This is a genomic window from Paenibacillus sp. JT31N7 (assembly GCF_059692095.1).
In genome coordinates, this window is record NZ_JCAUAT010000002.1 from 362,362 (window position 1) to 389,133 (window position 26,772).

General features: G+C 54.0%; 26 protein-coding genes. 10 read left to right on the forward strand and 16 right to left on the reverse strand.

What is annotated here, in order from left to right:
• Positions 1-19: 19 nt before the first annotated feature.
• Together AC58P5_RS11920 and AC58P5_RS11925 are read right to left on the reverse strand one after the other, a co-directional pair.
• The gene (locus AC58P5_RS11920) at positions 20-643 is read right to left on the reverse strand and encodes a response regulator (RefSeq protein ID WP_497386660.1); all 624 of its coding nucleotides are present in this window, start codon (positions 641-643) and stop codon (positions 20-22) included.
• Positions 640-2,967: a sensor histidine kinase gene (locus AC58P5_RS11925; protein ID WP_497386662.1), complete on the reverse strand. Its 2,328-nt coding sequence runs from the start codon at positions 2,965-2,967 to the stop codon at positions 640-642. The genes AC58P5_RS11920 and AC58P5_RS11925 overlap by 4 nt, the downstream gene beginning before the upstream one ends.
• 82 nt (positions 2,968-3,049) lie before the next feature.
• On the opposite strand from AC58P5_RS11925, the gene AC58P5_RS11930 reads away from it, so the two are divergent.
• The 3 genes from AC58P5_RS11930 (at position 3,050) to AC58P5_RS11940 (ending at position 4,180) form a co-directional block, all read left to right on the forward strand.
• Complete coding sequence (locus AC58P5_RS11930) at positions 3,050-3,217, forward strand: hypothetical protein (RefSeq protein WP_326052339.1); 168 nt, start codon at positions 3,050-3,052, stop codon at positions 3,215-3,217.
• Positions 3,218-3,570: 353 nt separating this feature from the next.
• Positions 3,571-3,714 carry a hypothetical protein gene (locus tag AC58P5_RS11935; RefSeq protein ID WP_009674608.1) on the forward strand — a complete coding sequence of 48 codons (144 nt, stop codon included), beginning with the start codon at positions 3,571-3,573 and terminating at the stop codon, positions 3,712-3,714.
• 169 nt (positions 3,715-3,883) lie between these two features.
• A complete protein-coding gene (locus AC58P5_RS11940) occupies positions 3,884-4,180 on the forward strand; it encodes a YtpI family protein (RefSeq protein ID WP_497386664.1) in 297 nt (98 codons plus the stop codon).
• On the opposite strand, the gene AC58P5_RS11945 is transcribed toward AC58P5_RS11940, so the two are convergent.
• From AC58P5_RS11945 to AC58P5_RS11955, 3 genes are all read right to left on the reverse strand, one after another.
• Complete coding sequence (locus tag AC58P5_RS11945) at positions 4,181-5,518, reverse strand: DRTGG domain-containing protein (RefSeq protein WP_497386666.1); 1,338 nt, start codon at positions 5,516-5,518, stop codon at positions 4,181-4,183.
• A gap of 234 nt (positions 5,519-5,752) precedes the next feature.
• Positions 5,753-6,028 (reverse strand): hypothetical protein, encoded by a 276-nt coding sequence (locus AC58P5_RS11950; RefSeq protein WP_103997733.1) that lies wholly within the window; start codon positions 6,026-6,028, stop codon positions 5,753-5,755.
• Positions 6,029-6,159: 131 nt separating this feature from the next.
• Positions 6,160-6,327: a hypothetical protein gene (locus AC58P5_RS11955; protein WP_497386668.1), complete on the reverse strand. Its 168-nt coding sequence runs from the start codon at positions 6,325-6,327 to the stop codon at positions 6,160-6,162.
• A 129-nt stretch (positions 6,328-6,456) separates the two neighbouring features.
• Between AC58P5_RS11955 and AC58P5_RS11960 the strand changes: the two genes are divergently transcribed.
• A complete protein-coding gene (locus AC58P5_RS11960) occupies positions 6,457-8,394 on the forward strand; it encodes an ABC transporter substrate-binding protein (protein WP_497386670.1) in 1,938 nt (645 codons plus the stop codon).
• Between the two features lie 461 nt (positions 8,395-8,855).
• Here AC58P5_RS11960 and AC58P5_RS11965 read toward each other — a convergent pair whose 3' ends face one another.
• From AC58P5_RS11965 to AC58P5_RS11995, 7 genes are all read right to left on the reverse strand, one after another.
• Positions 8,856-9,083 (reverse strand): hypothetical protein, encoded by a 228-nt coding sequence (locus tag AC58P5_RS11965; protein ID WP_497386672.1) that lies wholly within the window; start codon positions 9,081-9,083, stop codon positions 8,856-8,858.
• Between the two features lie 22 nt (positions 9,084-9,105).
• A complete protein-coding gene (locus AC58P5_RS11970) occupies positions 9,106-10,101 on the reverse strand; it encodes an acrylyl-CoA reductase family protein (protein ID WP_497386674.1) in 996 nt (331 codons plus the stop codon).
• 112 nt (positions 10,102-10,213) lie between these two features.
• On the reverse strand, positions 10,214-11,050 hold the full coding sequence (locus AC58P5_RS11975) for a PRD domain-containing protein (protein WP_009674595.1): 837 nt from the start codon (positions 11,048-11,050) through the stop codon (positions 10,214-10,216).
• 16 nt (positions 11,051-11,066) lie between these two features.
• Positions 11,067-12,503: a PTS transporter subunit EIIC gene (locus tag AC58P5_RS11980; RefSeq protein ID WP_497386676.1), complete on the reverse strand. Its 1,437-nt coding sequence runs from the start codon at positions 12,501-12,503 to the stop codon at positions 11,067-11,069.
• 43 nt (positions 12,504-12,546) lie between these two features.
• Positions 12,547-13,392, reverse strand: coding sequence for a carbohydrate ABC transporter permease (locus tag AC58P5_RS11985; protein ID WP_497386678.1), 846 nt, complete (start codon positions 13,390-13,392; stop codon positions 12,547-12,549).
• 13 nt (positions 13,393-13,405) lie between these two features.
• A complete protein-coding gene (locus tag AC58P5_RS11990) occupies positions 13,406-14,359 on the reverse strand; it encodes a carbohydrate ABC transporter permease (protein ID WP_497386680.1) in 954 nt (317 codons plus the stop codon).
• A 77-nt stretch (positions 14,360-14,436) separates the two neighbouring features.
• Positions 14,437-15,801: an ABC transporter substrate-binding protein gene (locus AC58P5_RS11995; RefSeq protein ID WP_497386682.1), complete on the reverse strand. Its 1,365-nt coding sequence runs from the start codon at positions 15,799-15,801 to the stop codon at positions 14,437-14,439.
• Between the two features lie 534 nt (positions 15,802-16,335).
• Between AC58P5_RS11995 and AC58P5_RS12000 the strand changes: the two genes are divergently transcribed.
• From AC58P5_RS12000 to AC58P5_RS12015, 4 genes are read left to right on the forward strand one after another with little or no spacing between them, the layout of a single operon-like run.
• Positions 16,336-17,721, forward strand: a complete 1,386-nt coding sequence (locus AC58P5_RS12000) for a YheC/YheD family endospore coat-associated protein (protein ID WP_497386684.1) — start codon at positions 16,336-16,338, stop codon at positions 17,719-17,721.
• Between the two features lie 21 nt (positions 17,722-17,742).
• Positions 17,743-18,888, forward strand: coding sequence for a YheC/YheD family endospore coat-associated protein (locus tag AC58P5_RS12005; RefSeq protein WP_497386686.1), 1,146 nt, complete (start codon positions 17,743-17,745; stop codon positions 18,886-18,888).
• Positions 18,889-18,892: 4 nt separating this feature from the next.
• A complete protein-coding gene (locus AC58P5_RS12010) occupies positions 18,893-20,260 on the forward strand; it encodes a YheC/YheD family endospore coat-associated protein (protein WP_497386688.1) in 1,368 nt (455 codons plus the stop codon).
• Positions 20,260-21,387: a YheC/YheD family endospore coat-associated protein gene (locus AC58P5_RS12015; RefSeq protein WP_497386689.1), complete on the forward strand. Its 1,128-nt coding sequence runs from the start codon at positions 20,260-20,262 to the stop codon at positions 21,385-21,387. The genes AC58P5_RS12010 and AC58P5_RS12015 overlap by 1 nt, the downstream gene beginning before the upstream one ends.
• Positions 21,388-21,413: 26 nt before the next feature.
• Here the strand turns inward: AC58P5_RS12015 and AC58P5_RS12020 are convergent, their stop codons facing one another.
• From AC58P5_RS12020 to AC58P5_RS12035, 4 genes are read right to left on the reverse strand one after another with little or no spacing between them, the layout of a single operon-like run.
• Entirely contained in the window at positions 21,414-22,673 is a 1,260-nt protein-coding gene (locus tag AC58P5_RS12020; RefSeq protein ID WP_497386691.1) for an ArnT family glycosyltransferase, read from the reverse strand.
• Positions 22,674-22,714: 41 nt separating this feature from the next.
• Positions 22,715-23,086 (reverse strand): EamA family transporter, encoded by a 372-nt coding sequence (locus tag AC58P5_RS12025; RefSeq protein WP_497386693.1) that lies wholly within the window; start codon positions 23,084-23,086, stop codon positions 22,715-22,717.
• Positions 23,083-23,472 carry a DUF2304 domain-containing protein gene (locus AC58P5_RS12030; RefSeq protein WP_497386695.1) on the reverse strand — a complete coding sequence of 130 codons (390 nt, stop codon included), beginning with the start codon at positions 23,470-23,472 and terminating at the stop codon, positions 23,083-23,085. The genes AC58P5_RS12025 and AC58P5_RS12030 overlap by 4 nt, the downstream gene beginning before the upstream one ends.
• Before the next feature lie 14 nt (positions 23,473-23,486).
• Positions 23,487-24,182 carry a glycosyltransferase family 2 protein gene (locus AC58P5_RS12035; RefSeq protein ID WP_497386697.1) on the reverse strand — a complete coding sequence of 232 codons (696 nt, stop codon included), beginning with the start codon at positions 24,180-24,182 and terminating at the stop codon, positions 23,487-23,489.
• A 271-nt stretch (positions 24,183-24,453) separates the two neighbouring features.
• On the opposite strand from AC58P5_RS12035, the gene AC58P5_RS12040 reads away from it, so the two are divergent.
• Both AC58P5_RS12040 and floT read left to right on the forward strand, forming a co-directional pair.
• Positions 24,454-24,990: an NfeD family membrane protein gene (locus AC58P5_RS12040; RefSeq protein ID WP_497386699.1), complete on the forward strand. Its 537-nt coding sequence runs from the start codon at positions 24,454-24,456 to the stop codon at positions 24,988-24,990.
• 21 nt (positions 24,991-25,011) lie between these two features.
• Positions 25,012-26,568, forward strand: a complete 1,557-nt coding sequence (floT, locus tag AC58P5_RS12045) for a flotillin lipid rafts scaffold protein FloT (RefSeq protein ID WP_497386701.1) — start codon at positions 25,012-25,014, stop codon at positions 26,566-26,568.
• Positions 26,569-26,772 lie beyond the last annotated feature (204 nt).

The following is a 26,772-nucleotide window of genomic DNA, read 5'->3' on the forward strand; positions in this document are numbered from 1 at the left end:
ACCGCCTTTTCGGGATTAGTCAACGCTTGATTTGTAAAAATTTCTCGATAGCCTGAGCCCGGGACTTTACCCCGAACTTGTCGTAAATCTTGCGCACGTAGTTGTCCACCGAGCGCTTGCTCATATGAATCTCATCGGCAATCTGCTCATTGGTGGCGCCTTTGACGATCTGGTTCATGATGTTGATTTCCTCGTCGGTCAGGCTCGACAAATCATCGTCCGGATGGCTGAGCCTCATCTGATGCAGCAGGGAGATCGGAATGACGGACTGGCCTTCCTTCAGAGCCCGCATCATGTTGCGGATCTGGTCCTCGCTCGAGTCTTTGGACATAATGCCGCAAACGCCCAGCTCAAGAAGGTTGTTCAGAATCGGCATGTAATCGATACCCGTAAAAATCACGATCTGAACGTCCTTGTCCAACTCCTTCATCTTGACGGCGACTTCCATGCCCGTTAAATCGGGAAGGTGAAAATCGAGAAAAATGATGGACGGATTCAGCTTCACCATCATTTCGACGCCCATTTCCCCGGTCGTCGCGACGCCGACCACTTGAATATTCTCCTCCTGCTCCAGAATAAACTTCGTGCCGTATGCCATGGCGGGGTGGTCATCAACTATTAGGATATGTTGTATTTTATTCATGTCGGTATGCCTTCCTTTATAGGGATCTGAATTCTCACTTCAACGCCTTTACCCGTCATGGACTCCATCGTGAACTGCCCGTTTAAATGCAGGACCCGGCCTTTCATCTGCTCCAGGCCCATACCGGAACGGCCGACTGTCTTGCCCGACGACGAATTGGGTTTAAAGCCGATTCCATCGTCCTCATAGTGAATGGTAACCTCGCTTCCGCTTGCGACAAGCCGGATGAAAAGCCTGCTGGCCTGCGAATGTTTCTTCGCATTTGTAATCAATTCCTGAATGACGCGGAAAATATGGCGTTTCGCCTCATAATCGAGATTCTCCATCGCCGTCGTCTTTCCTTCCGTCACGAACTGAATTTCGTAATCGCCGAGACTTGATTCGGTATCCACGAGGTTCTGCAGGGCACGGACAAGCCCGATATTTTTAAGCAGATAAGGATTCAGTTCGAAGCAGCACTGCCGCAAATTCATATTGATCAGTTCCAGATGGTTCAAAATATCTTTAAGCTGCCGGTGGTCGTCGGGATTAAGCAGCTGCTTCTGAAGATTTTTCAATTTCCGTTGAACGAAGAAAATATCCTGCATGGTCGTATCGTGCAAATCGGTCGCGATCCGCGTCCGTTCCTTCTCCTGCAGGTCGAACATGGTCTTGCGGAACCAGACGTATTCCTCGCTGCCTTCCTGGTTGGGAAGCTCCGAGGCCAGCTCCAGGAGCTTCATGTTCAGCCTGCGGATCAGATACAGGTTCTCCAGGCTGACGGACAAATACGAAATAATGAGACTCAGCCACTGGGTTTCTTCCCGGTTCATAAACGTATTGGTCTTCTTTTTGGCCATGACCAGGTAGCTCACGTACTCCTCGTGCCCTTTGATCAACGTTCGCGTATATTCGGAGTCGAACCAGTCGCCGGTAAGGAACCGCCTTTTTACATCCTGCTCGTCGATATTGCCCTCGCTGATGATTTCGAGAGTTCCGGACGCATACTGAATGACGATGGCCCCGCCGTATACTTGTAAAATGTCCACGATATCCACCAGTACGATATCTCTGAGCTCGCGGAAATTCGTAATGCTGCCGAGGGCGCCGGCGATTTTTTTGAGCGCCTGCTGGAGGTAATATTTCCTGGGAAACATAATCTTCTCCAGCCGGGTCGCGAAATACTCCAGGGAGTAGGTAACGAACGTCAGCACAACCATCGTGGTCGTAAAACTGATTACCATATGCTTCAGCGTCGCGTCTTTCTGGAAAATAAAATAATTGACGGCTACGAGCACGGCACTCGGCAGGACGGAAATCAGAGTCGTGTTGAACACCCGCCGCAAGATGATATCCAGGTCGTAAAGCTGCTTGGACATAATGAGATAGCCGAAGGTAACGGGGAAGAAGAGAATGAACCAGCCGCTGTAATAGGAGAATGCCAACTCCGTCTGGAACAGAATCCTCGGTATAAAGTTCAGGAACGCCAGCGGGCAGAAAGACAGCCCTAAGCAAAATATAATCGTTTTAATAATGGTAAATAAATAATCGTTGGATTTTCGGTATTTCTTGTATAAATGGCCCAGCAGATAAATATTCATAATAAACCCGGCTATGAAGAAACTCATGGTGCCGTAATAAATGATTTTGTAGAACTTGAAATTGGCCTCCGGGAAAAACATGCTGAGCTGCAGCAGCGAAGAGAACCCGATGGCGGCGTACACGTACTTCATGTAGCGGGTCGAGAAAGTGAAATTGGATCGTTCCTGGAAAAACATAATTAGAAACTGCAGGAACAGAAAGGGCAGGCACGCTACCAGACTTGTCGTCATTCCCTTGGCTAGAATATCGGTTCGGGTCGATGCGCCCAGACACATAAAGATAAGCCCGATATTCAGAAATACAGCGGACAGCATGAGGGCCGACCGGGATTTGGAAAGCCGGCTGTAAATCAGAAACGCGAAAACAAAAGCAATGATCTCGCCCAGCAGGGATAAAATATCGACCGTCATGGACGTGGCATAATCTCTCGTCGTAAAGGTCAGTTCTTTGTCTCCGCGAAGCACGGTAATGACGTCCGCCTGCTCGATACTGTAATATTTCTTGACCGTCAGATGCTCTCCGGGCCTTTTCCCGTCTACGCTGAGGATCTTGTCATCCGGCTTGAAGCCGATCTTGGAACCGATGCTGACCCGCTCCAGCTGGGTGATGACCCATTCCTGTTTGGGGTTCTGATCCACGATGATACCCAGATACGGATACCGATAAGCTACCCTTAAGCACCAGAACTGAAGGAAGATGATGCCTATAAAAAACAATATCATCCATTTTTTTTTGAAAATCATAAAAACCACCTTTTCGAGTGCAAGTTTTTAAGGTAATATAGGAAATAAGTTTTATATTAAATTCAAAAGTGAGGTGTCTGTCATGCAAACGGCAGTACTATGGTCCCGTGAACTGAAGCAAGCTGTTAAAGAAGCTGTAAGTTCCAAAGCGGCTCCCGTATCCTCCGCATCCTTGTCCAAACTCGAAGTAGAATCACTGCAAAAAGCGGTTTCCAGCGAGAAACCGGAAGTTAGATATATGATGTGGTAATCCTATCCACATCATAGCAAAAAACAAAAAGATTGCATATCAGCCCACTGCTGATATGCAATCTTTTTTTATGGTTCATCTGCACTAGACTGCACAACTGCGCAAGCCCGTTTGCGTACTTGTTCACGTGATAGCACAGAACTGTCATATCAGAATTTATTTAAAGACATAAGTTCCTATATATGTCTTTAAATTAGGCGTTAATATCTTCCATTATTATCCTTCTTTCTTGCGCATCAGTGAAAATAACTTTGCATCCTTGCGAAACAAAATTGCGCTGATTATGTAAGGTTTTAAAGATAATATAAAAGTATACATTTTTATCCATAGACCAGAACTTAGGAGTGTTATTTATGACCCAGTACCAATTCGATAACTTTTTTGAAGATCTTCTCAAAGACACGCTGATCGAAAAGTTCGAAACTGTGGAAGTACCACGGCTGCAGCTGGAATCCTCCTGGGAGAAACTGCAGCAGAAATTAGAGATAAGCAACTGACCTGTTTTGTGCCTTCTGTCAAAATAATTAGGACATGTATTCGACAGAAATAATTGAATCCCTTCTTTACTCATGATAGCCGGATGCCCTGGAGGCCCCGGCTTCGTTGCTTTTTCCAGGGAAAATCGGTACAGTTAAAGCAAAACAATCTGTAGGGGGCTTTCCGTACATGCTAGAAACGGTTCAAATCGCACTATCTACGCTTATTTTTATTACCCTGCTGTTCTCGGTCGTCTTCAGCTTCCGTTCCCGCCGGAAAACCGATCCAAAGCAAAAAGGCACCAACGCCGCGCTAATGAATATCAGCATGGGGCTGATGCTTATTCTTATTGCCGTGACACAGCTGTTCTTCCTATCGGATACGCCGGTGCGCAGAATATTCGGGACGATCTGCCTGCTGCTCGGGCTGTTTAACTTGTTTGCGGGAATCCGCAATTATTTATACTTCTCCCGCATGTCCCGCTGATCAGATGCCGTCGATAAACTGGGCCGTCAGCATCGCCCGGCAGACCAGTGTGCCCGCATGGTAGATCTGCACATCGATTTTGCCGAATTTACGGCTCACTTCCAGAATGTTGGGCCGGATCTGGATCTCGCTTTCGATCTGCACCGGTTTGATAAAGTACGTCGACATGTTATCCATCACGAGGTCCCCCTTCTTGACGGTCTGCACGACGCGGTACGCCGCTTCCGTCATCAGAGTGGTCAAGACCCCTTCCGAAACCGTCCCCAGGTGATTCGTCATCTGGGGCGTTATCGTTCCGCGGAACACTACGTTCCCTTGTTCGTCCCGGAACTCCTCGAACCTTCCCCAGATGAGATCTTCGAACGTCTCCCCGTTCTGCGGCTGCTTCTGGATATACTGCATCGCCTTGAGCACGTCATTGCGGTTGATCACGCCGAGCATTTTGCGGTTGCCGTCCACGACCGGCAGCAGCTCGATCCCTTCCCACACCATCATATGGGCGGCGGAGGCGACGGAAGTCTGCGGGCTGACCGTCAGAGGATTCCGCGTCATCAGGCGGTCGACGGTCTGGCCGGCATCGGCGCCCAGCATATCTTTCGGGGCCACAAGCCCGATAACCCGGTTCCACTCGTCCGTGACGGGAAACCGGCTGTGCCCCGTCTCCTCGACCAGCGCGCGCCATTCCTTGACCGAGCTGTTCGCTTTCAAGGCGAAAACATGCGGATTCGTCGTCAAAATATCCTCGACAAGAAGAATTTTTTTCTTGATCAGACGGTCGTAAATGGCCCGGTTAATCATCGAAGCCACGGTAAAAGAATCGTAGCTGCTCGATATGATGGGAAGCTCCAGCTTATCCGCCAGCTTCGTCATCTCGGGGCTCGTATGGAAGCCGCCCGTTATCAGAACGCCCGACCCCTGCTCCAGAGCCAGCCTGTGCACTTCTTCCCGGTTGCCCACAATAAGCAGCGAGCCCGCTTCCACATAACGCATCATCGCATCCAGTTCCATGGCCCCGATCACGAATTTGTGCAGCGTCTTCTCCAGACCGTTCATGCCGCCGAGCACTTCGCCGTCCACGATGTTCACGACTTCCTCGAAGGTCAGCTTATCGATATTGCGGCGTTCCCGCTTGCCGACCCTTACCGTGCCGACCCGTTCCTTCGTGGAAACGAGGCCCTGGTTTTCCGCCTCTTTGATGGCGCGGTATGCGGTGCCTTCGCTCACTTCGAGCTGATCCGCAATTTTGCGGACGCTGATCTTGCTTCCGATCTTCAAGCTCTCGATATGGCGGAGAATCTGTTCGTGCTTCGTTAATGATTCTGTTCCCGTTTCATCCAACTGTACTACCCCCGTCCGATTCGCTGTATTAGTCTGTTAAGTTTATTATAGACGAAGAAAAACCAAACGAAAAGCGCGGAAGGCGCCATCCGTCTGGTTTTTCTTTTCCTATCATCTCCGCGTGTTCGCGAGGGCTTGCGGTGTTCGCGATGTGTGCGACGCTTGCGGTGTCCACGATGCCTGCGTTCTGCGGTGTCCGTGAGTCCCGGCATTCGCAGCGCCCTCCGGAATGACTTACTTGCGCAGGCCCAGCATTTTCTTGCCCTGTAGCCGCTGCTCCATCCGCCAGCGTTTCATTCGCTTGATGCGGACGATCTCCTGCCGGGTCTCCTCGTCGACACCGAGCAGCTCGTGCAGATGAGCCGCGATGATCAGCAGGGCGAAACAGATCCAAAGCGCGCCGAACACCGTCGGCAGGGTAAAGCCTCCCCCAATATCAAGCTGCGGTACGGAGTACAGCAGCATCCCAAGCGCGAGGCTCATAAAAATCACGTTCTTGAAACCTTTCACGGCTGTTCACGCTCCCCCTGGAGTGACGGCATCCCAGGCATCCCGCCTTAAAGCCGCTGCCCGCAGCAGCTTCGGGACATGCCGCCCTGTTCTACATCCTATGACAGGCCGGGGGACTTTATGATTACGTTTTATACGGCGGATTTAGCGGTTGCACTGGCGTTCTTCGTTCCGTTCTTGCTGCCCGTAAGCTTTTGGCAGAGAAAACGCCCGAATTTGGTATAATCCCGGAGTCTGCGATCCAGGTCCCGGTTGTGCTGTTCCATTTCTTTTTCCAGATAATATGGTTGTGGATACATGCGTCAAACCCCTTTCTTTGTGTTAAGCGGCCGGCTACCTTTGATTATAGATGGAATAAGAGGAACAAAAAGAGTATAATCATCTTTAATATTTTCCCCTTTTTTTACAACTAAAAGGAGACCGGACTTATGCAGCTTTACGATTATTATTTGCAACTGCGCGTCAGCCAGCCGCATGCGCGCGAAGGCGAGCCGGTTCCGATCACGCTGGACCTGCTGGCCGGCCACTGGTTCTGCACCGTACGAAATGTGAAGATGCTGCTTAAAAAAATGGTCCAGCTTGACTGGATCCGCTGGCAGCCGGGCTGCGGACGCGGCCGTTCTTCGCTGCTTACTTTCGTGATCCCGGCTCCTGAGCTTATCTCCCGGACGGCGATGGACTTGACCCGGAAAGGCGACTTCAAAGCCGCCGTCGAACTTATTCACACCTACGGGCGCCACTATGCCCTTAAAGACAGTTGTCTCGATTGGATATCCGGGTATTTCGGCTTTACTACCGCTTCCTCCGAAGAAGCCGTCCTGGATACCCTGCGCCTGCCCTTGTTCCGGCACCCGGTTTCACTCGACCCGGCCCATGCCATTTACGCTACGGACTGCCAACTTATCAGCCATGTGTTCTCAACTCTGCTTGAACTCGATCCCGCGACGGGAACTCTGCTGCCCCAGCTTGCCCATTATTGGGAAAGCAGCGCGGACGGCACCGAGTGGACCTTTTACCTGCGCAAAAAAGTTTACTTCCATCACGGCAAAGAAATGGATGCGGGAGATGTGAAATATTCGCTGGAACGGCTTGCCGATCCCGCCAGCGGCTCCAGTTGGTCCTGGTTTATTCAAGACGTGACTTCTCTCCTGCCCGTAACCCCCTACAGTCTCAGGATCTCGCTCAAACGGCCCAATCATCTGCTTCCTTTCTTCCTGACGTTCCCGGCGGCTTCTATCGTGCCGGAAGATGTCGTCCGGGATAATCCCTCCCTCTTCGGGCGCTCCCCTATAGGTACAGGACCCTTCCGGATGGAGTTTTATGACAAATATATTTGCCGGCTTCATGCCTTTGACGGCTATTACGGCGTACGGCCTCATCTGGATGTGATCGAGATGTGGATTTTACCGGAGCAGCTTGCCGCCTATCGTCCGAAAGGAAAAGATAAGCTCATCGTCTCCCACGGGGATGTCCCAATGCCCGCCGAGGAGTATAAACATCAAGGTTTTCATGCCAAAGAGGAGCATGTATTCGACGGAAGCACCGTGCTCACATTCAACGCCAGACGCGGTCCATGCCGCAGTCTGCTTCTCCGCCAAGCTATCGACCGGCTTATCGATCGTCAGGCCATGGCGCGGGAGCTGGGAGATAACCGGGTCGGTCCTTCGTCCGGCATTATGCGGGATTTCCGGATCCGGCAAGGTTCCATGTCTCCGGCAGATCCTGATTCTGATGCAGACTGTCTGCCTGAGGGGACTTCTTTGTCCGCGGACGAGCTGATCCGGGCATCGGGATACGCCGGTGAGACGCTGCGGCTCTTTGCGTACGCCCAGCACGGTGAAGATGCCCGCTGGATAGCCGGAAAACTTACGGAAGCCGGCTTGAGCGTGGAGGTCGAAACGATGCCGATCGCCGCTTTTACCGACCGGGACTATGTCCACCGGGCGGACATGTGCATGTTCATGCCGGTTTCAGCTTCACCGCTGGGTTTTCTCGGCTATCTCCTTCAGACGACCAACTATATCCACAGGCATATGAGCTCCGCTTTGCAAAGCCGCATACAAAACGCGGTGGGACAAATCCAGCGGGAGTCCTCCCTTGAACGCCAGGCCGCGGAGCTGTTGAAGATCGAAGACATGCTGCATGCGGAAACGGCCCTGCTTTTTTTATTAAAAAAAACGTTCCGTGTCGCCGTTCACTCATCGATCGGAGGCGTCCGCATAGACCGCCAGGGCTGGGTCGATTACCGCCATCTTTTCGTAAGGGAGCGTTCTCCCGGGCAAGCGCTTGGTGAGGAGGAGTTTGACGAGGCGGATAGAACCGTTAACGGGAGCGTCCTCCGGGATGCCGCGGACGAACGGCCGTAAAAAAAGACGCTGAGCTCAGGAGGAGCGGCAGCGCCGGTGGGCAGGTATTAAAGAGCAATCACTTTGATGCTTGGGGCATGTAGCCACTACTAGGCTTGTACGAGAGCAGCTTTACCCTCCAAGGCAGAATATGCAAAAAGCAGTCAGCCGCGGGAATCCGCATCTGACTGCTTTTTAATGGGCATCCGCGGCCTCGCGGAGCGTATAGGTGCGCAACCCTACGGGTGATTCAACCCTTCAACCAACCCGTTCGCTCCCTGGCGGCCACCCGGTGAACCAGTAGGGCCAGTTCCATCAAGAGCGGCCGCCTCGCAGAGCGTTTAGGTGCGCAACCCTACGGGTAATTCAACCCTTCAACCAACCCGTTCGCTCCCTGGCGGCCATCCCGTGAACCAGCAGGGCCCGCTCCATCAAGAGCGGCCGCCTCGCGGAGCGTATAGGTGCGCAACCCCACGGGTGATTCAACCCTTCAACCAACCCGCTCGCTCCCTGGCGGCCACCCCGTGAACCAGCAGGGCCAGTTCCATCAAGAGCGGCCGCCTCGCGGGGCCACTGCGCACTGTCGTATCCGGGGCCTGCGAATCGTCAACACGTCCGTCTGTGCGCCGGAGAACGCCCCAGTCTGCAAGCTCAGAGCCTCCGCTGCCTGCCGGTCCAACGCTGCGCTCACCTGTATGCGGCGGGGGCATCCCCGCATCCGGCCCCTGTGCGCTACAGGCGCACCACGACGCGTCCGCGCATGCGGCCCGCGAGGATGTCCCCCAGCGCCGCAGGCACTTCCTCCAGCGTGATTTCCCGCTGGATCATATCCCCCAGGCTGCGCGGCTTGAGGTCGCCGGCAAGCCGCTCCCACAGCTTCCTGCGCAGATCGGCCGGGCAGTAGACGGAGTCTATGCCCAGAAGGTTCACGCCGCGCAGGATGAACGGGTACACGGTGGCGGGAAACGCCCCGCCTCCGGTGAGCCCGCTGAGGGCGACGGAGCCGCCGTACCGTACCGTGCCGAGCACGTACGGAAGCGACGCGCCGCCCACAGGGTCTACCGCCGCGCTCCACTGTTCGCGGCGGAGCGGCTTGCCGTCGTCTGCCGCAAGCGCTTCGCGCGGCAGCACCTCGCTTGCTCCGAGTCCGCGCAGGTACGCGTGCTCGGAGCTTTTGCCCGTGCTGGCGGCGACCTCGTAACCGAGACCCGCCAGCATGGAAACGGCGGTGCTGCCTACGCCGCCGGTTGCTCCCGTGACAAGCACGGGCCCCTGGCCCGGGCGCAGGCCGTTGTCTTCCAGCCGCTGGATGGAGAGAGCGGCCGTAAAGCCCGCGGTGCCGAGCGCCATGACGTCCTTCGGCGTCAGGCCGTCCGGTACGGGCACCGCCCAGTCCGCCGGTACCCGGGCCAGCTCGCTGTAGCCGCCGAAATGACCGGTCCCGAGCGCATAGCCGGTGACGAGTATTTCGTCTCCTTCCTTGTAGCGCGGATCGGCCGACGAGACGACGGTACCGGACAAGTCGATGCCGAGCACCATCGGATAAGAACGGACGGTCTTGCTCTCCGGCATGGAGGCAAGCCCGTCCTTAAAGTTGACGCCGGAGTAGGCAACTTTCACCAGCAGCTCCCCTTCGGGCAGCTCCTCCGCCGTCATTTCGCGTATACCCAGTGAAACGCCCTGCCCGGTCTTGTTGACCTGCAGAGCACGGAATGTGGAATCTGTCATGATTCATCCCTCCTCATTCCGATCTTATCACGATTGCTGCCGTCGAGAAAATGCGGGGGTGCCGCTTCCGACCGGAGGCCCGGCACTTTCCCTACGGCAGCAGAGAAGCCGTTCAGTCCATCCCGGAGCGCTGCATCTGCCGTTCGAGGTGAAGAGCCAGAAATCCGATTTCATCCATAGGGATCGGTTTCTGCAGATTCGCCTTGAGCAGCTCCGCCAGAAGGACCGCCTTTTGAAACGCCAAAGGATATTCTTCGCAGATTTTACCCAGCAGGGGGTTGCGTATCGTTTTTTGTTCCATGATCCGGTCGATAAGCGCTTTTAAATGAGAAATAAAACGGACGGTCGAGAACGAATTATCGAAATCCAGACCGAGTTCCTTGGCTCTCTCGATTACCTGGGCCACCAGTCTGACCACCGCAAGCGCCGTGCCTTTTTCCACCTTGGTCCGGGCGGTATGGAAATGCATCGCGAGAAACGCGATTTCATCGTCCGGCAGCCTCACATCCAGATGCTGATTCAGAAAATCGATCGCCTTGCTGGCTATCCGATACTCTTCCTCGTACAAATGCTTGATTTCGTAAGCGAACGGATTAAGGATATGAACCCCCCGCTTGCAGCGTTCCACGGCAAAGTTGATGTGATCGACCAGCGCGGCGTGAATCGTTTCGGAAAATTCCCCTTCCAGATGCCCCTGCGCGTAAGCGATCACTTCTTCCGTAATCCCGATAATTTTGACGTCGACGGCATGAAGAATGTGCTCGTAATGCTCCAGCACTTCCGAAGTATGCAGCAGAAACTCCTGCGAAATATCGGCGTCTTGTATAATCATGCCCGGTTCTTTTTTGAATCCGATTCCTTTACCGAACGCAATTGAATTTTTGCCGGTCGAAAGCTTCGTCATGACTACATTATGGGAAAGCACGTGAATGATTTTTCTTTGAATCATAAAGGTTCTCCTCCATCTAGGCAGCTAAACGTTTGGCAATGGATTCCTTAATCAGTTCCGAGTCCGTCCCGAAAATAACGTGCACGTGTCCCTTTCCCATGTTCATAATCCCGAATGCACCCAGTTCCTTCAGTTTTTCTTCCTCCACTTCCCCAGCCTCTTTAAGCCACAGCCTCAACCGGGTTATGCAGGAGTCCACTTTGATGATATTGTCGATGCCACCCACGCTGTTCACGATAGCCGTAATCCGTTCTTCCTCCGGAGGCGGAGCCGAAGATACGATCGCCGCGGTCAAACCGGGAAAATCTTCTTCCCTGCCCGGGGTTTTCAATTGGAAGGCCTTGATCAGAAACAGGAATAATCCGTAGTAGACGACAAAATAGACAGCTCCTATGATCAGAAACATATAAGGAAATTCCTTTAATTTCCAATTCAACAATAAATCGATAAATCCTCCCGAGAAACTGAAACCGAGCTTAATAGTAAACAAATGCATGAGCAGCATCGCCAGACCGTTCAGAACCGCATGGACCCCGTAAAGAAGCGGTGCCGCGAACATAAACGAAAATTCAAGCGGCTCCGTCACCCCGGTGAGCATCGAGGTGAGGGCGGCGCTGTAAAGCAGGGCCGCCGCTTTCTTCCGCTTCTCCGGGAGCGCGCATTTGATCATGGCCAAGGCGGCCGCGGGCAGACCGAATATCATCGTCGGAAAAAAGCCGCTCATAAACATGCCCGCGCTCGGATCGCCCGCGTTGTAGCGGGTCATATCGCCATGAACATAAGTCCCGGCATTTGTCATAAACTCGCCCACCTGAAACCACACGATACTGTTCAGAATATGGTGCAGACCCGTGACCAGGAGAAGCCGGTTCAGAAAGCCGTACATGAATACGCCGATTCCCCCCGCATCTACGATCCAGAGGCCCGCATCCCGGATCACATCCTGTACAGGAGGCCAGATCAAGCCCATGATCCCCCCCATTCCTGCCATAACGAGCGAGGTAATGATGGGCACGAAACGCCGGCCCCCGAAAAACATGAGGTAATCCGGCAGCTTGATATTATGAAACCGGTTGAACAGCATCACGGTGATAAGCCCCGTCATCATCCCTCCAAGGACGCCCATATCCAGATGGGTTCCGGGCGCCGTCTGCTCTACGGGGGGTACGCTTTCAAAAGTCGCAAGCGCTCTCACAAACACGACGTATCCTACCGTAGCCGCAAGCGCCGCCACTCCTTGACCGGACGTCATACCGATTGCAATGCCGATCGCAAACAGCAGAGGAAGGTTATCCACAATGGCATTGCCGCCTGTGCTAAATATTTTCGAGATGAAGATCAGAAACGGATCCTGGAAAGTAAAAGCGCCGAGCCGCTGCAAAATTGCGGCGGCCGGCAGGACGGCAATCGGTATCATGAGAGACCGGCCGATTTTTTGAAGCGTATGCAGCATGTTTGCTCACCTTTTTCATCTTGCGGAAAAAAGCGGCGGGCCGTTATTTAACCGCACCCGCTGTAATTCCGCTGGCAATTTGACGCTGAAAAATGAGATAGAAAATCATGACCGGCACCATGGAAATGAGAAGCGCCGCAAAGAGCGGACCCCATTCCGTCCGGTACTGCATCTCCCCCTGCATAACGGCAATGCCCACAGGCAGGGTGTATTTGGAAGGTTCACTATTGAGTACGACACCGAGAATGTATTCATTCCACGTGTTCAACACGTTGATAATGCTGACGGAAATGAGTCCCGGTTTGGCGAGAGGCATCATAATGCGGAAGAAAATGCCGTAGTAAGAGGCGCCGTCCATCATGGCCGCTTCCTCGATTTCGGACGGCAGCGTTTTGAAGAATCCGACCAGGACGAACACGCTGAACGGAATGGTAGAAACTGTGTATACGATGATAAGCCCAAGAAGGGAATTGGTCAATCCCATATCGCTCATCAGGAAGAACAGGGGAATCATCCCGAGGAACATGGGAATCATCATCGACGCGATATACACGTAAAAGAGGACGCCGCTTCCCTTGAAGGCAAACCGGGCCAGAATGTACGCCGTCATTGCCGAAAGCACGAGACCGGCCAGGACACTGACAACCGTAACAATGATCGAGTTCATAAAATAGCCGCCGAACTGGTACTTATCCCAAACGTAACTGAAGTTGGAGAACAACAGCGGAAATTTGGGAAGATCCCACGGTTTACCCAGGAAAAACTGCTGGTTATCCTTCAGGGAACCGAGTACGGTCCAGACGAGCGGGTAAAGCACCATGATCGCCCAGCCTATTAAAAGCACGTTGACGACTATGCGCCAAAACGGGTTTTTCAGTCCATCACTCATGCGTATAACCCCTCTACGAAATTTCTAACGGTTCTCTTTTCATAATCCGCTGCAAGGCAACCGTCGTTACCAGAGATACAACGAGCGTCAATACGCCGATCGCGGCCGCATAGCTCAGGTGGTATTGCCTAAAGCCCTGCTGGTACAAGTAGGAGCCCAGTACCTGGGTCGCGTTGTCCGGCCCGCCCTCGGTCATAATCGAGACGATGATGAAGGAGCCGTTGAGCGTAGTCATCACGATCCAGATGACGGAAGTTTGAATCTGCTCCCATGTCAGCGGAAGCGTAACGTGCCAGAACTGCTGCCACTGAGTCGCGCCGTCAAGCCCTGCGGCTTCGTACAGCGAATCCGGGATGCTCAAAATTCCCGCGATGAGAAGCAGGGTACAGAAACCGACGCCGGCCCAGATCGAAGGCGGAAGCAGCGACCACATCGCCGTTGCCACATCTCCCAGCCACGGGAACACGAACTTCTCGCCTTTGATCTCGCCGATCAGAGAATTCAGAAAGCCCAGGTTCGGGTTGTAAACGTAACGCCACAACACACCGACGACTACGACGGAAATCACGTTCGGGAGGAAGAAGATCGCCCGGTAAAACCCGGAGCCTTTGATTTTAAGACGGGTAAGCGAGACTGCAAAAAACAGGGCAAGTACCATAAAGCCGATCACTTTTCCGACAACCAGAAAATAATCGTTGAGCAGGGCCTTCGGTATAATGGGGTCCTTGAACATTTCTTTAAAATTGTCCAGCCCGATAAAATTGTAATCCATGGATCCGCCGGACCAGTCGAACAAGCTGAGATAGATGCCTTTCAGCATCGGGTATACGGTGAATACGAGATAGAGCAGCAGAGTCGGAAGGATAAAAGAAGCAATAAACAGATTGCGTCTTACCTTGGAGCGTCCGCTCTTCGGCTTTTTCGCCGCGATGGCTCCGGCCGGATTAGTGACAGGTGTTCCTTTCATGCGTGAACCTCCGCTTTCCTGGGAACGACAATAAGGGAATTCGCATTCCCTTATTATCACTCCGGAGATATGGGTGCTTATTTTTTCAATTTGGCGCGCTGCTTGGCTGCTTCGTCTTCCATACGTTTCGCCCACTCTTCTTTGGTGATCGTGCCTTGAGTCAGAGCCAGTGTGGAATCGTTACGCACTTTTTTGAGGTCTTCCGGGATAACCGGTTCCGGAGCTACAACCGTTTCCGGGGAGCTGTAGGATTTGATGGCCGTTTTTGCCAGGTTGCTTGCGGACGTGTTGTCGAGGTTCGTTTTCACGTTAAGCAGAGCGCCTGTCGCTTCCGCCCATTTCCCCGCTTGCTTCTCCGTAAAAATAAACTGGATGAACGCTTTTGCCGCTTCCGGATTTTTCGCTTTTTTCGCGATACCCATCGTGGCCGTAGTCGGAATGGCTACGCTCTTGCCCCCTTTTTCCTGGGTAATGGACGGAATGAATCCGAATTCGAAGCCTTGCGGAACGTCTTTCTTCATTTCGTTCTCTACCCAGAGTCCGTTCGGGATAAAGGCCGCTTTATGCTGCAGGAACTGCGTTTGGGAATCCGTATGGTTCAAAGCGACAGAGCCCTTGTCGATGAAGCCCTTGTCACGCATTTGAATGATCTTATCAAGCGCTTTCATAACCGGTTCGCTTTTGAATACGCCTTCTTCCATGTTGTTGATTTTCTTGATGATGGACGTATCGTAGTTGTTCGCCGCAACGGTTGCGGAATCCAGGAATGCGCCGTTAATGTAGTACGGGTACACGCCGGTGTGAATGTAGACGCTCATCTTGCCGGAAGCTTTGATTTTGTCGCCTACAGCCAGGAAGCTTTCCCAGTCCTTCGGCTCTTCCCAGTTGTTTTTCTTGAATTCGGCGCGGTCCCAGAACGTTCCCCAGGATCCGAATACGAGCGGAACGTCGTAGTATTTGCCTGCTTCGTACTCTTCCGGCTTGGAAATGAACAGGTCCATAATGTTTTTGCCGTCCGCGTTCTTGGCGGTTTTCAGCCAGTCAGTGATGTCCATAAGCTGGCCGTCCTGGTACATCGTTCTCGCGTTGGCGCCTGCGCCGTCGATGTAAACCACGTCCGGCGGATTGCCCTGAATCCAGCGGGGTTTCATCTGATCGTTGATTTTGGCTCCCGCAGACTGCTTGATTTTGAGATCCGGGTTGGCCTTCTGGAATTCGTCGATGGCCGCTTTCCACCAGGTATCTCCGTATCCGCCGACAAAATACTGGATCTCGAACTCGCCGGTCAGTTTCTTAGCGCCCGCTTCTCCCGTATCCGCGTTCGAGGACGCGCCCGGAGTAGCTGCCGGCGTAGTCGTTGTGTTCGTTTTGCTGCACCCTGCCGCAATTGCGGATACCATCATCAAAGAAAGTCCCATGTTGAGCCATTTGTTTCTTTTCATGTGTACAAACACTCCTTAAAGGTTCTTTTGTAATCGGTTTCAAATTGAAACGGTCCCCCTGATGCTTTGTCAACCAACGCCTTCTTACCGGGAGTTCCTCACCTCCTTAGTGGCCCCGAGAGAACAAAAAAAGGACATAGTCAAAGAAGCAAAATCACTTCTTTAACTAATGCCCTTTCGGTAACATGTTAAAGTTTGGGTATGTAGTTGTCGGGATAAAGATAATATTGAAATTACTTACATCTTACAGTGACTTTAGTCTCCCGTCAATCCTTTTGTTTACACTTTGTCCATATTTGTCATCCTGTGCCGGTTCTTCTCCTTGCCGGAGGCAGGATGTTCCGTCCTTCTCTTCTAACCCCCCTTTCGCCGCAGGACATTCTCCCTAATCCTTCCTCCGCCAAGTCATTCCGAAAGCAAGCCGAAACCTGACATTCGCCCTTGCACCAAGGGATATATGTCCTCATATGATGGAGTAATTCTTTAGTTTCAGCCGCTGGTACCCCCAGTACCGCGAAGCGAAGGAGCTTTTCTATGACCCGCATCGTCCATGTCCGCAGCCTCGATCCCGCTCTCTACGTAGACGAACGGACCGTTCTGCTGAGCGCGGGTATGATCCGGGCATGCCGGTTGGCCCAGGACAGCGCCGTCAAGCTGCGCTTCGGTTCCGCGTCCTGCGAAGCGGTGGTCCGGACGGCCGCGGAACCGGGCGCGAGCCCGGACGAAGAGCTTTGCCTTCATCCGGAGCTGGGGCGCAGGCTCGGCATCCGCGGCGGGTGCAGGCTCTCGCTCGTTTATCAGCCTTCCGCCGCCACGCTTTACGCGGGCCCGCTCGTCGGCGTTCTGCTCAGCCGCCTATACTCGTCCCGGGAAATGCCCTTCGGCTCCATGACGGCCTTCTGCCGGGAGCTAACTAAAGCAGGCGAGGAAGCCGGTGTCAGCTTGTTCTTTTTCTCTCCCGAAGAAATGCACACCTTTCCCGATCTGGGAGGCCTGTATTATGACGTGGAATGGCGAAACGGGATTTTTCCCGTCCCGCACGTCATTTACAACCGGCTGACTTCACGCAAGTACGAAAATAAACCGGAAGTCCAGCATTTTCTCAAAGCCGTTCAACTGCGTCACCAGACGCACATTTTCAACGATAAATACCTGGATAAGAACGCCGTATTCTCCGCCCTGTGCAGTGAAACCGCTCTTCAGGACTGCCTGCCGGAGTCTCATCCGTTCTCCAACTATCACATGCTGAAGGCCATGTCCCGCCGGCACCGGACCTTATTTATAAAACCGGCCTCCGGCAGTCTCGGCAAAGGAATTTTCCGCCTGCACGTCCAAGAGGACGGCAGCTGTGAAGTCCGCTTCTCCGCGCTCAGCGGGACTGTCGTCCTTCCCTATCCCGATCTTTTCGAGGCTTACTCCCATATGGCGGGAAAAATCCGGACACAGGCTTATCAGATCCAGGAAGGTCTGGACCTGCTGACGATCGGCGGCCGCCCCGTCGATTTCCGTGCCCTCGTTCAGAGAGACGGCGGAGGAGAATGGGTTCTGAGCTCCATCGTGGCCCGGATCGCGGCGGAGCAGCACTTCGTTTCCAACCTTGCGAGAGGCGGAATAATGACGGCCGTCCAGGAAGCGCTGGCGGGGTCCGCCCTGGCCTCACGCAAAGGGAGCATTCAGCGTACTTTAAAAAGTACGGCGCTGACAGTCGCTCAGGCCATCGGCAGGAACGTAAAGGGAACGTTCGGGGAGCTCGGCGTGGATCTGGCTCTGGACACCGCCGGGCAGGTAAAACTGCTGGAAGTGAACTCAAAGCCTTCCCGCGAGGAATTCTCCCTTCCCTCCGCGGCTGAGGAAACGCTTGTGCGGCCGTCCGTCAGACGACTCCTTGAATATGCCGTTTATTTGTCCGGCTTTATGTAAAACAGGAAGGCGGTGGGACGTGTGGATCATGCAGCGAATCGGTGTCTGGGCGTTCTGGCCTCACCGGGTAAAGAGGCGCCCGCCGGAGATTCCGAATCCTTTTTCCGCAGGCTGAGCCTGAACGGGGCGGCCGAGGGAATCGAGGTCATCGTGTTCAGCCCTAACGGAATCTCTTTCGAGTACGAGACGGTGGACGGCTTCCTGTACAGTCCCGCGGACTCCACCTGGAGAGAAGGCACCTTCCCTCTTCCCGCCGTCCTTTATGACCGCTGCTTTTGCTCCAGTGCCGCAGAGCAGCGGCTGTACCGCCGGCAGTTGAACCGGCTTCACCGGCTGCCCGGCATCCGGTTCCTGGGCGGAGGCCTCCGGGGCAAATGGGACGTCCAGCGCCTGCTGGCCGCCGACCCGGTCCTCGCCTCGCATCTGCCGCTTACCCGACGCCTGACCTCGCTGCACCAGCTTGAACAGTGGCTTAAGCTGCACGGGGCCGCTTTTCTGAAACCCGAAGGGGGCATGCACGGCAAAGGCGCCCTGCATGTATACCGCAGTCCCGGCTCGGAACTTCCCTGCAGCGTACGCGGCCGTGACCGGGCAAACCGCCCGATCGAACAGGATTTCGGCACGACGCAGGAGATGCGGTGCTGGGTCCGCGGTTTCATAGGCAAACGCCGCTATTTGCTCCAGCAGTACCTTCCGCTGACTACACCCGAAGGTACGGCTTACGATATCCGTTCTCTTATGCAAAAAGACGGAGGCGGCCTGTGGAATTTGACCGGGATGGTTGTGCGCTCGGGCGGTCCGGGGAGCGTGACGTCCAATCTCCACGGCGGTGGCTCCGCCTGCGAGGTCAAAGCTTTTCTGAGGGAACAATTTCCCGGTGTGGCGTCCGGTAGGCTGATAAAGACACTGTCCGTTTTATCCCATCGAATTGCGCTTATTCTGGAATCGTCGCATGGGCGTCTGGCCGAGCTGGGCATCGATTTCGGCGTTTGCCGGGATGGACGCATCCACATTCTGGAGGTTAATTCCAAGCCAGGCAGAGCAGCCTTCCAGAGCATTGACGGCGGCAAAACCGCCCGCTCAGCCGCCTCTAATCCGGTCCGGTACGCCGCCTATTTGCTGAGAACGCAGCGGGAACCGGCAGGGGCAACAAGTTTAGGAGGGTAACCCAATGAGTTTGACGACGTGCACGGTTCACGTAAATTCCAAACAGGAAAAAAGCATTTTGGTATCCGGTGAACTGGCCAAGGCGCTGCGCTTGTCAAAAGGCAAGACGCTGCAGCTCCAGGTCGGCTCCAAATCCATTACACTCCCGGCCCGATATATCAAAAAAAGCGGACTCCACCTTTATTTGCCACAGTCCGTCATTACTTCCGTGAAACTTCCGCGGATCGGTCCTTGCCTGGCAGCGAGCGAAAGCGGCAAAGATATCCGGCTCGGTCCCTTAATCGGGATTCTGACGAATGTGGCCAACTCCACGTCGGGTCCTTTCGGATCGAGAACTCCGTTTATCCGATCGCTAATGCAGCCGGGCGAACGCAAATCGTTCCACATCGCCTTCGCGCCGAAGGATGTCAACTGGCTGCAGGGCACTGTAAACGGCTATATGCTTCAGCCGCAGGGCGGCTGGGTCCGTAAAACCGTTCCGCTTCCGGATGTGGTTTACAACCGCCTTCCCAGCCGCAAAGTGGAGAAACTGGTCTCCATGGAAGACTTTAAGCAGCGCTTCGTCAAACGCAATATCCCTTTATTCAACTGGGCTTTCTTCGACAAATGGGATGTGTACCGCCTGCTTGAAAACGATCCGGCTTTTAAATACGTGCCGGAGTCAGTCCTGGGCCCCACGGCCGAGCAGTTGAAGGACCTTCTGAGCCGCCACAAATTTATCTATCTGAAGCCAACGGCCGGAAGCCTCGGCATCGGTATTTACCGCATCACGTATTCGACGGACCGGGGATATTTCGTACGCTACCGCCGCAACGGCAAAAATGTGCTGCTGCGATTCAACAAATTCGACGGGCTCGTCAAAATGCTGGGGATAAACCGCGGCAAGCTGACCAGCTATGTGACCCAGCAGGGAATCCGGCTGATCGAGATCGACGGCTGCCCTATCGACTTCCGCTTCCATCTGACCAAGAACGGAAGCAACCAGTGGATCGTCGCCGCCATTGGCGCCAAAAAAGCGGGCAAGGGCAGCGTCACGACCCATCTGCGCACAGGCGGCCAGTTGATGACGGCGGAGCAGGCGCTAAAGCAGGTATACGGCGGCAGAAGCGACGCCGTTTTGTCCCGCATGAAAGAGACGTCCATCGAGCTTGCGGAAGCGATCGAAAAAAATTACAATCACCGTCTGGGCGAGCTCGGCTTCGACCTCGGTATCGACCAGAACGAGAAAACGTGGATGTTTGAAGCCAATGCGAAGCCGGGTCGTTCCATCTTCAAGCACCCGGGTTTGAAAGCACAGGATAAGGCCTCCCTTAACTATATCTATGAGCACTGCGTCTATTTAAGCCGCTTTCGTGCGAGGAGGGATGGTTAGTGGACGTTAGCGCCCATAAAAAGCAGCAGCCTCCGTGCATCGGGATTTTGACAACACCGGATTCAAAGCGCCAATTTTCGGGAAATCGTGAAAATTTCATTGATTTGATCAAAGCCGGCTACGAACAGGGTGCTCTCGTTTATGTAGTCACTACATCCGATTTGAAATTGAGCGGCAAGCAGGTTCAGGCCTACTGCTACCAGTTGGCCACGAAAAAATGGAACAAACAGCTAATGCCTCTTCCCGACGTCATTTACAACCGGATTCCGACACGCCGTCTTGAAATTCAGAGTGATGTCCAGCGGACGATCCAGGCCTGCATCCGCAGCAAGCAGGTTCATTTGTTCAATCCTTTCTTTTTCGACAAATGGACGCTCTTCGAATGGCTCGATCAGTCTCCCGAAAACCGCAAATACGTGCCGGTTACGAAGCAGTTGAGCAGCCAGGCCGTACTGGAGTCGATGCTCAAACGGTTCCCTTTCATCTACCTCAAACCGGTTGAAGGGAAAGCCGGCAAGGGGATCATGCGCCTGGAGCGGATCACGAAGAAAAGCGGAGCGCAGACTTACAAGCTGACCATGCAGGAAACTATGAACTCGCATTACGAGCTGTTCACGAATTTATCCGATGTCTGGAGCCGGATTGCCGAGAACAAAAAGGACGAAAGCTACATCATCCAGCAGGGAATACGCCTGTCTAGCTTTAACAAACGCCCTTTCGATCTGCGCGCGCTTCTCCAAAAAACATCGAAAGGCACGTGGAGCGTAACCGGAATCGGAGCCAGAGTGGCCGGCAGGAAGAGCATTACGACACATGTGCCGCGGGGAGGCTCCATTGACGATCCGGCACGGCTGCTGGAGAATTCGTTCGGTCCGCTAAAGGCCAAACGGATTCTCCAGCGGACGCGCAGTGCCGCCCTGCTTATGGCGAGCAGCGTGGAACAGACTTCCAAGCAGAAGCTGGGGGAAATGTCCATGGATCTGGGCGTCGATCTCGAGGGACGCATCTGGTTTTTCGAAGCCAATTCCAAACCGATGAAATTCGACGAACCCCACATCCGCAAAAAATCGCTGGCACGCATTATCGGCTACAGTTTGCATCTTGCAAACAAAAACAAGACCAAATAAACCCGTTAAAAAAACCATCCCCCACTTTACGGAAGGGATGGTTTTTGTTGTTTGCGGCCGTCTGCCACTTCTGTTCTTCCCCTGCGGTCCCACGCCTGGAGAATCGCATACCCGGCAAAAAGAGCCATAAACGGCATCAGCGGAGCCGAATACCGCGAATGAGCCAAATAAATCATATGAAGCAGAGACATGTAGGCGAACAGCACCGTCAAAAGGTAGGTCAGCCGCTTCTCTCTCGCCAGCCAGATTCCCCGGATACCGAACCCGAGGATCGTATAGTGAATCAGCACCGGCAGAATGAGGCTTGCCCAGTTTACAGCATTCCAATAGTACACGTCCCCCCAGAACGTCGCAAACTTTCCGATCGTATACCACTGGAGATAGTAAAGTGGCTGCTCCGCAAAGCCCGTCCGGATCCGCTCCTTGGCCCACTGCGTGTCAAACGCGTCATTGGCCCACAGATCGTCCGAGGAATGCCACGTCCGCTGTTCGGCTAAGGGTGGAGGCCCGTAAGGAAACGTGCCGAGGAGAAGCGGATTGCCGCTGGATTTCGTCAGCGGAATAAACTGCCCGCCCGACACCTCGTAATTGCGGACCCACCACGGCATGAGGCAGAGGACAAATACCATAGCGGAAACTGTCAGGCAAGCCGCCAGTCTTTTCCACGGGATCGTCCGCCAGTAAATGAGCAGCAGCAGAAAAAATCCCGGCCAAAGCGCGATCGTCGGCCTTACGTAAACGGCAAACGCCCACATCAGCCCGAACCAGACGGCATTTCCCGCGGTTGGCTTATCCATCGCTCTCAACGCGCCATGCACCAGGAGCATCAGGGCGAGCACAAACAAGGCTTCCGTCAAAATATAAAACGAAATGTTCCACATCGGCGGATAAACGGCCGTCAAAACGACAGCGATAAGCGCGGTTTTCTCGTTAAACAGCCGGGTTCCGATTTTGAATAACAAAATCATCGAGAAAGAAACCATGACGACCTGAACGACCCGGATCGTCTGCTCCAGCACGTCTCCCGTTCCAATTCCGCTCATAAACAGGGCGATAAACGCCGGAAGAGCGGGCGTAATAAACACCGTCGGCTTCGACGGGTCATTGTAGGTAAACATTCCATTTTCCAGCCAGATTCGCGCGGTTTCCAGATAAGACTGGTCGTCCGACCCCAAGTTGTAGGAGGAACCGTACGTAAACACCACTACCAGCTTCAGCAGTGTCGTGAGCAGCACAACGATCCAGAGCCAGCCCCGGACCGGTACAGGTCGAAGCCTGTGCGGCATGATGCCTTCCCCCCGCTTTCCGTAAAAAAATCAAAAGCGCGTTACGAATAACGCGCCGATAAACCGATCATTCCCACGCCGATCAGGATTACTGCGCAACCGGCGATTTTAAGTACCGACATTTGTTCGTTGAAAATATAATACGCACCGATGACCGTAATCAGATAAGCGATGCTCTGCATCGGGTAGGCGATGCTGATATCCACTTTATTCAGGATAAACAGCCATAAAACCGTTGCAAGCCCGTAAATGAAAAGTCCCCCCAGAATAAACGGGGAAAAAATAAGCTGAATGATGCTTTGCAAGCTTTCGAAAGGGTCCGCTTTACGCGAGAGCCCGAATTTCCACAAAAATTGACCGCTTACCAGCATAAGCGTATTCAGTAAAATCAGTCCGATATGTAACGGATTCATGGCGCTTCCCGCCTCCCCGCTCCTGTGTAACTATCTTGGTTTCGGCTTTGTTCCTTAAGCAGCATCACTTCGTTCTCCAGATAAGCGTGCTCTTGAGCGAGTGTCTTGATCTGCTCCTGCTGCTTGGACAGCAGGATCGTCTGATGGACGAGCAGGCTCAGGGTGACCACGATCACGATCAGGAAGATCAGCGACGGCATGTACGATACGCCGATCCAGAGAGCGAAACGGTTGAGCAGCGGGATACAAATGCCCGTGACAAGTCCCGCCAGCGCGATCATAATCCAGGTAAACGCATGGCGGTCTCTTAATTTGTGCTTGCTGGTGTAGAAAAGAATCTGAAACAAGAAAATGACCGTAACTCCGATCGTAATAGCCTGAATCAAAATAATTGCCCTCCCTAGAAGCTTCTCCGGATGATCGAAAACATCGTCACCTTCAGCATGTAATAAACGGAACGGACCGGATTAATGGACGAAACGCCGCCCTGCCGTTTTTTCATTTCCACGCTGATTTCTTTGATCCGGTATTTGCTGCGGGCCATGGAGACGAGAATTTCCACTTCCGGATAATCAACCGGATAATAAGCGGAGAATTCTTGGATGATCTTGCTGTTGACGATCCGGTATCCCGACGTCGGGTCGAAGATCCGGTTCCCCGTAAGAAGACGGATCAGCATGTAGAAATAGTAGATGCCTATCCGTCGGGGCAGGCTGCTTTTGTAAGAACTCTTCTCGACAAAACGGGAACCGATCACCATATCGGCGCCGGATTCGCGAATCTCCCGTACCAGCTTATCTATGTCCCGGGAGTCATGCTGCCCGTCGGCATCGAGCTGGATCGCATATTTATAGCCGTGTCTCGCGGCATAGCGGTAGCCGGTCTGCATGGCTCCGCCAATGCCGAGATTGACGGGCAGATGTACCCCGTTGTAGCCCCGTTCCCGGATAATCGCCGCCGTGCGGTCTTTGGAGCCGTCATCCACGATCAGATAATCGTACTCAACGTGTTCCCGCAAATGATCGACGGTCTGTTCGATGGCGTCTTCTTCATTATAAGCCGGAATAATAATGAGTACATCACTTTGTCTGGACATAACCTCTTACTTCCTCCTTCATTGCTTTTCATTCACCATGTCCAGTTGCCAACTCATTTTATGCATATGGTTAAATTGAAATCTCTATAGTTTAGGAATACCCGATCATTTTGTTTCAAATCAGCTTTATTCAGTATAAAGGATATCCCTCCCGCTGGAAAGGACAACCCCTGAATCATTAATCCCGTTAATTTCTGACCGAAACCCTTTTCCGCCTCGCCCGTATAGAATCCCATAACCAATATCCAGTATTTGATAAGGGAGGGACCACATGGAAACCTGGTATTGGGGCCTTTTTACAGCCGGTATTCTTTTTGCCTTGGCTACCCTCATTTTCGGCGAAGTTCTCGGCCATCTCACGGGTATGCTGGACTCCGCCTCCGGACATCACCTGCCATTTCTGCAACCGGCTGTTCTCGTCGGGGGAATCACAACCTTCGGCGGGGCCGGCATTCTGCTCTCCCGGTACACGGAACTGACTTCCTGGCAGAGCGGAGGGCTCTCTCTGCTGATCGCCGCCGTTTTATCCGTTATGGTGTACCTCGTCTACGTCAAACCGATGGAGAACAGCGAAAATTCGGTCGCTTTCTCGCTGCAGGAGCTGGTCGGCAAAATCGGTGAAGTCACCGTGCCCGTACCCGCGTCGGGTTTCGGCGAGGTCCTGGTGCGGACCGGCGGCGGAGTGACCAACCAGATCGCGGAAAGCTTCGACGGACGGAGCATTCCAAGCCACCTCCGTGTCGTCGTCGTGGAGGTAAAGAACAGCGTGCTGCTCGTCTCCCCGCTGGATTCCGATCCTCTTAACTAACCAACCAAAGGAGTTTTGCCCATGATGAACCCAGATGTATTTCTCATTCCCGGTATCGTAGTCGGCGTCATTCTCATTCTCGGTATTGCCTTCTGGGCCCGCTACAAAACGGTCAGCCCCGATGAGGCGATGATCGTTACAGGCTCTTTTCTCGGAAGCAAGAACGTCAGCATCGACGATTCCGGACGCAAAATGAAAATCGTACGCGGCGGCGGTGCGTTTATTCTGCCGATCTTCCAGCAGTCCCGGTTCCTTTCCCTGCTCTCCCACAAGCTGGACGTCATGACGCCGGAAGTGTATACCGAGCAGGGAGTGCCGGTTATGACGGATGCCGTCGCCATCATTAAAATCGGCGGCTCCGTCGAAGATGTGGCGACGGCGGCCGAGCAGTTTCTCGGCAAACCGACCGAAGCGCTGAAGAGCGAAGCCCAGGAAGTTCTCGAAGGACACCTGCGGGCCATTCTCGGCTCCATGACCGTCGAGGAAGTATACCGCAACCGGGACCGGTTTGCCCAGGAAGTTCAAGGCGTTGCGGCGCGGGACCTCAAAAAAATGGGCCTGCAGATCGTTTCCTTCACGATCAAGGACGTCCGCGACAAGCATGGCTACCTCGATGCGCTCGGCAAACCGAGAATCGCGGCCGTGAAACGCGATGCGGACATCGCCGAAGCCGAAGCTATACGGGACTCCCGTATCCAGAAGGCGAAAGCCGAGGAAGAAGGGCAGAAAGCCGAGCTTCTGCGGGATACGAACATCGCCGAGGCCGGCAAGGAGAAGGAATTGAAGATCGCTGCCTTCAAGAAAGACCAGGATATGGCCAAGGCCGAAGCCGACCAGGCCTATCACATCCAGGAAGCACGCTCGAAGCAAAGCGTAGTCGAGGAGCAGATGCGCGTGGAACTCGTGCGGAAAGAGCGCGAAATCGACCTCGAATCCAAAGAGATTTTGCGCCGCGAGAAGCAGTACGACGCCGAGGTGAAGAAGAAAGCCGACGCGGACCGGTATTCGGTCGTTCAAGCAGCCGAAGCAGAGAAGTCGCGCAAAATGCTCGAAGCGGAAGCGCTTCAGTTCCGCATCGAAGCGGAGGCCAAGGCGATGGCCGAGCAGAAGCGGCTTGACGGTCTGGCCATTGCCGACGCCGACCGGGCCCGCGGTACGGCCGAAGCCGACGTCATCCGGCTTCGCGGTCTGGCCGAGGCCGAGGCGAAGCAGCGGCTCGCCGAAGCGTTCGAGAAGTTCGGCGAAGCGGCCGTGCTGGACATCATCGTCAAGATGCTTCCGGAGCTGGCCGGCAAGGTTGCCGAACCGATCAAAGGCATCGACAAGCTGACCGTTGTCGATACGGGCCACGGCGAAGGCGCCGCGCGCATCAGCAACTACGTCACCTCGCTGATGGCCACCGCGCCCGAGATGCTCAAGAACGTCTCCGGAATCGACGTCGAGGATCTTATCAAAGGCCTGACGACGAGAAGCGCGAAGCCGGCAGCGAAGCCCGTGCCCCTGACCGCCGAGCTGGAGCCTGCATCCGCAGCCGGCGCTATCGCCGCCGCCAAGGAAGACGACCCCGGGACCGCCTGATCGTCCCCTGGTCGAAATCAATCAACCCGGAGAGCGTAAAACTGCCGCCCTCCCAGGGAATGAAAAAGCACTCCATTCGGGGGTGCTTTTTCATTTTCTTTACAGGCCGAGGGTACGAACCCGCGGAATCTCGGCAGTACCGTCCGCAGTTCCGGCCTTCACCTTTCTCGCTTGACGGAGTATGGTCCATCCGGCATCAACGTC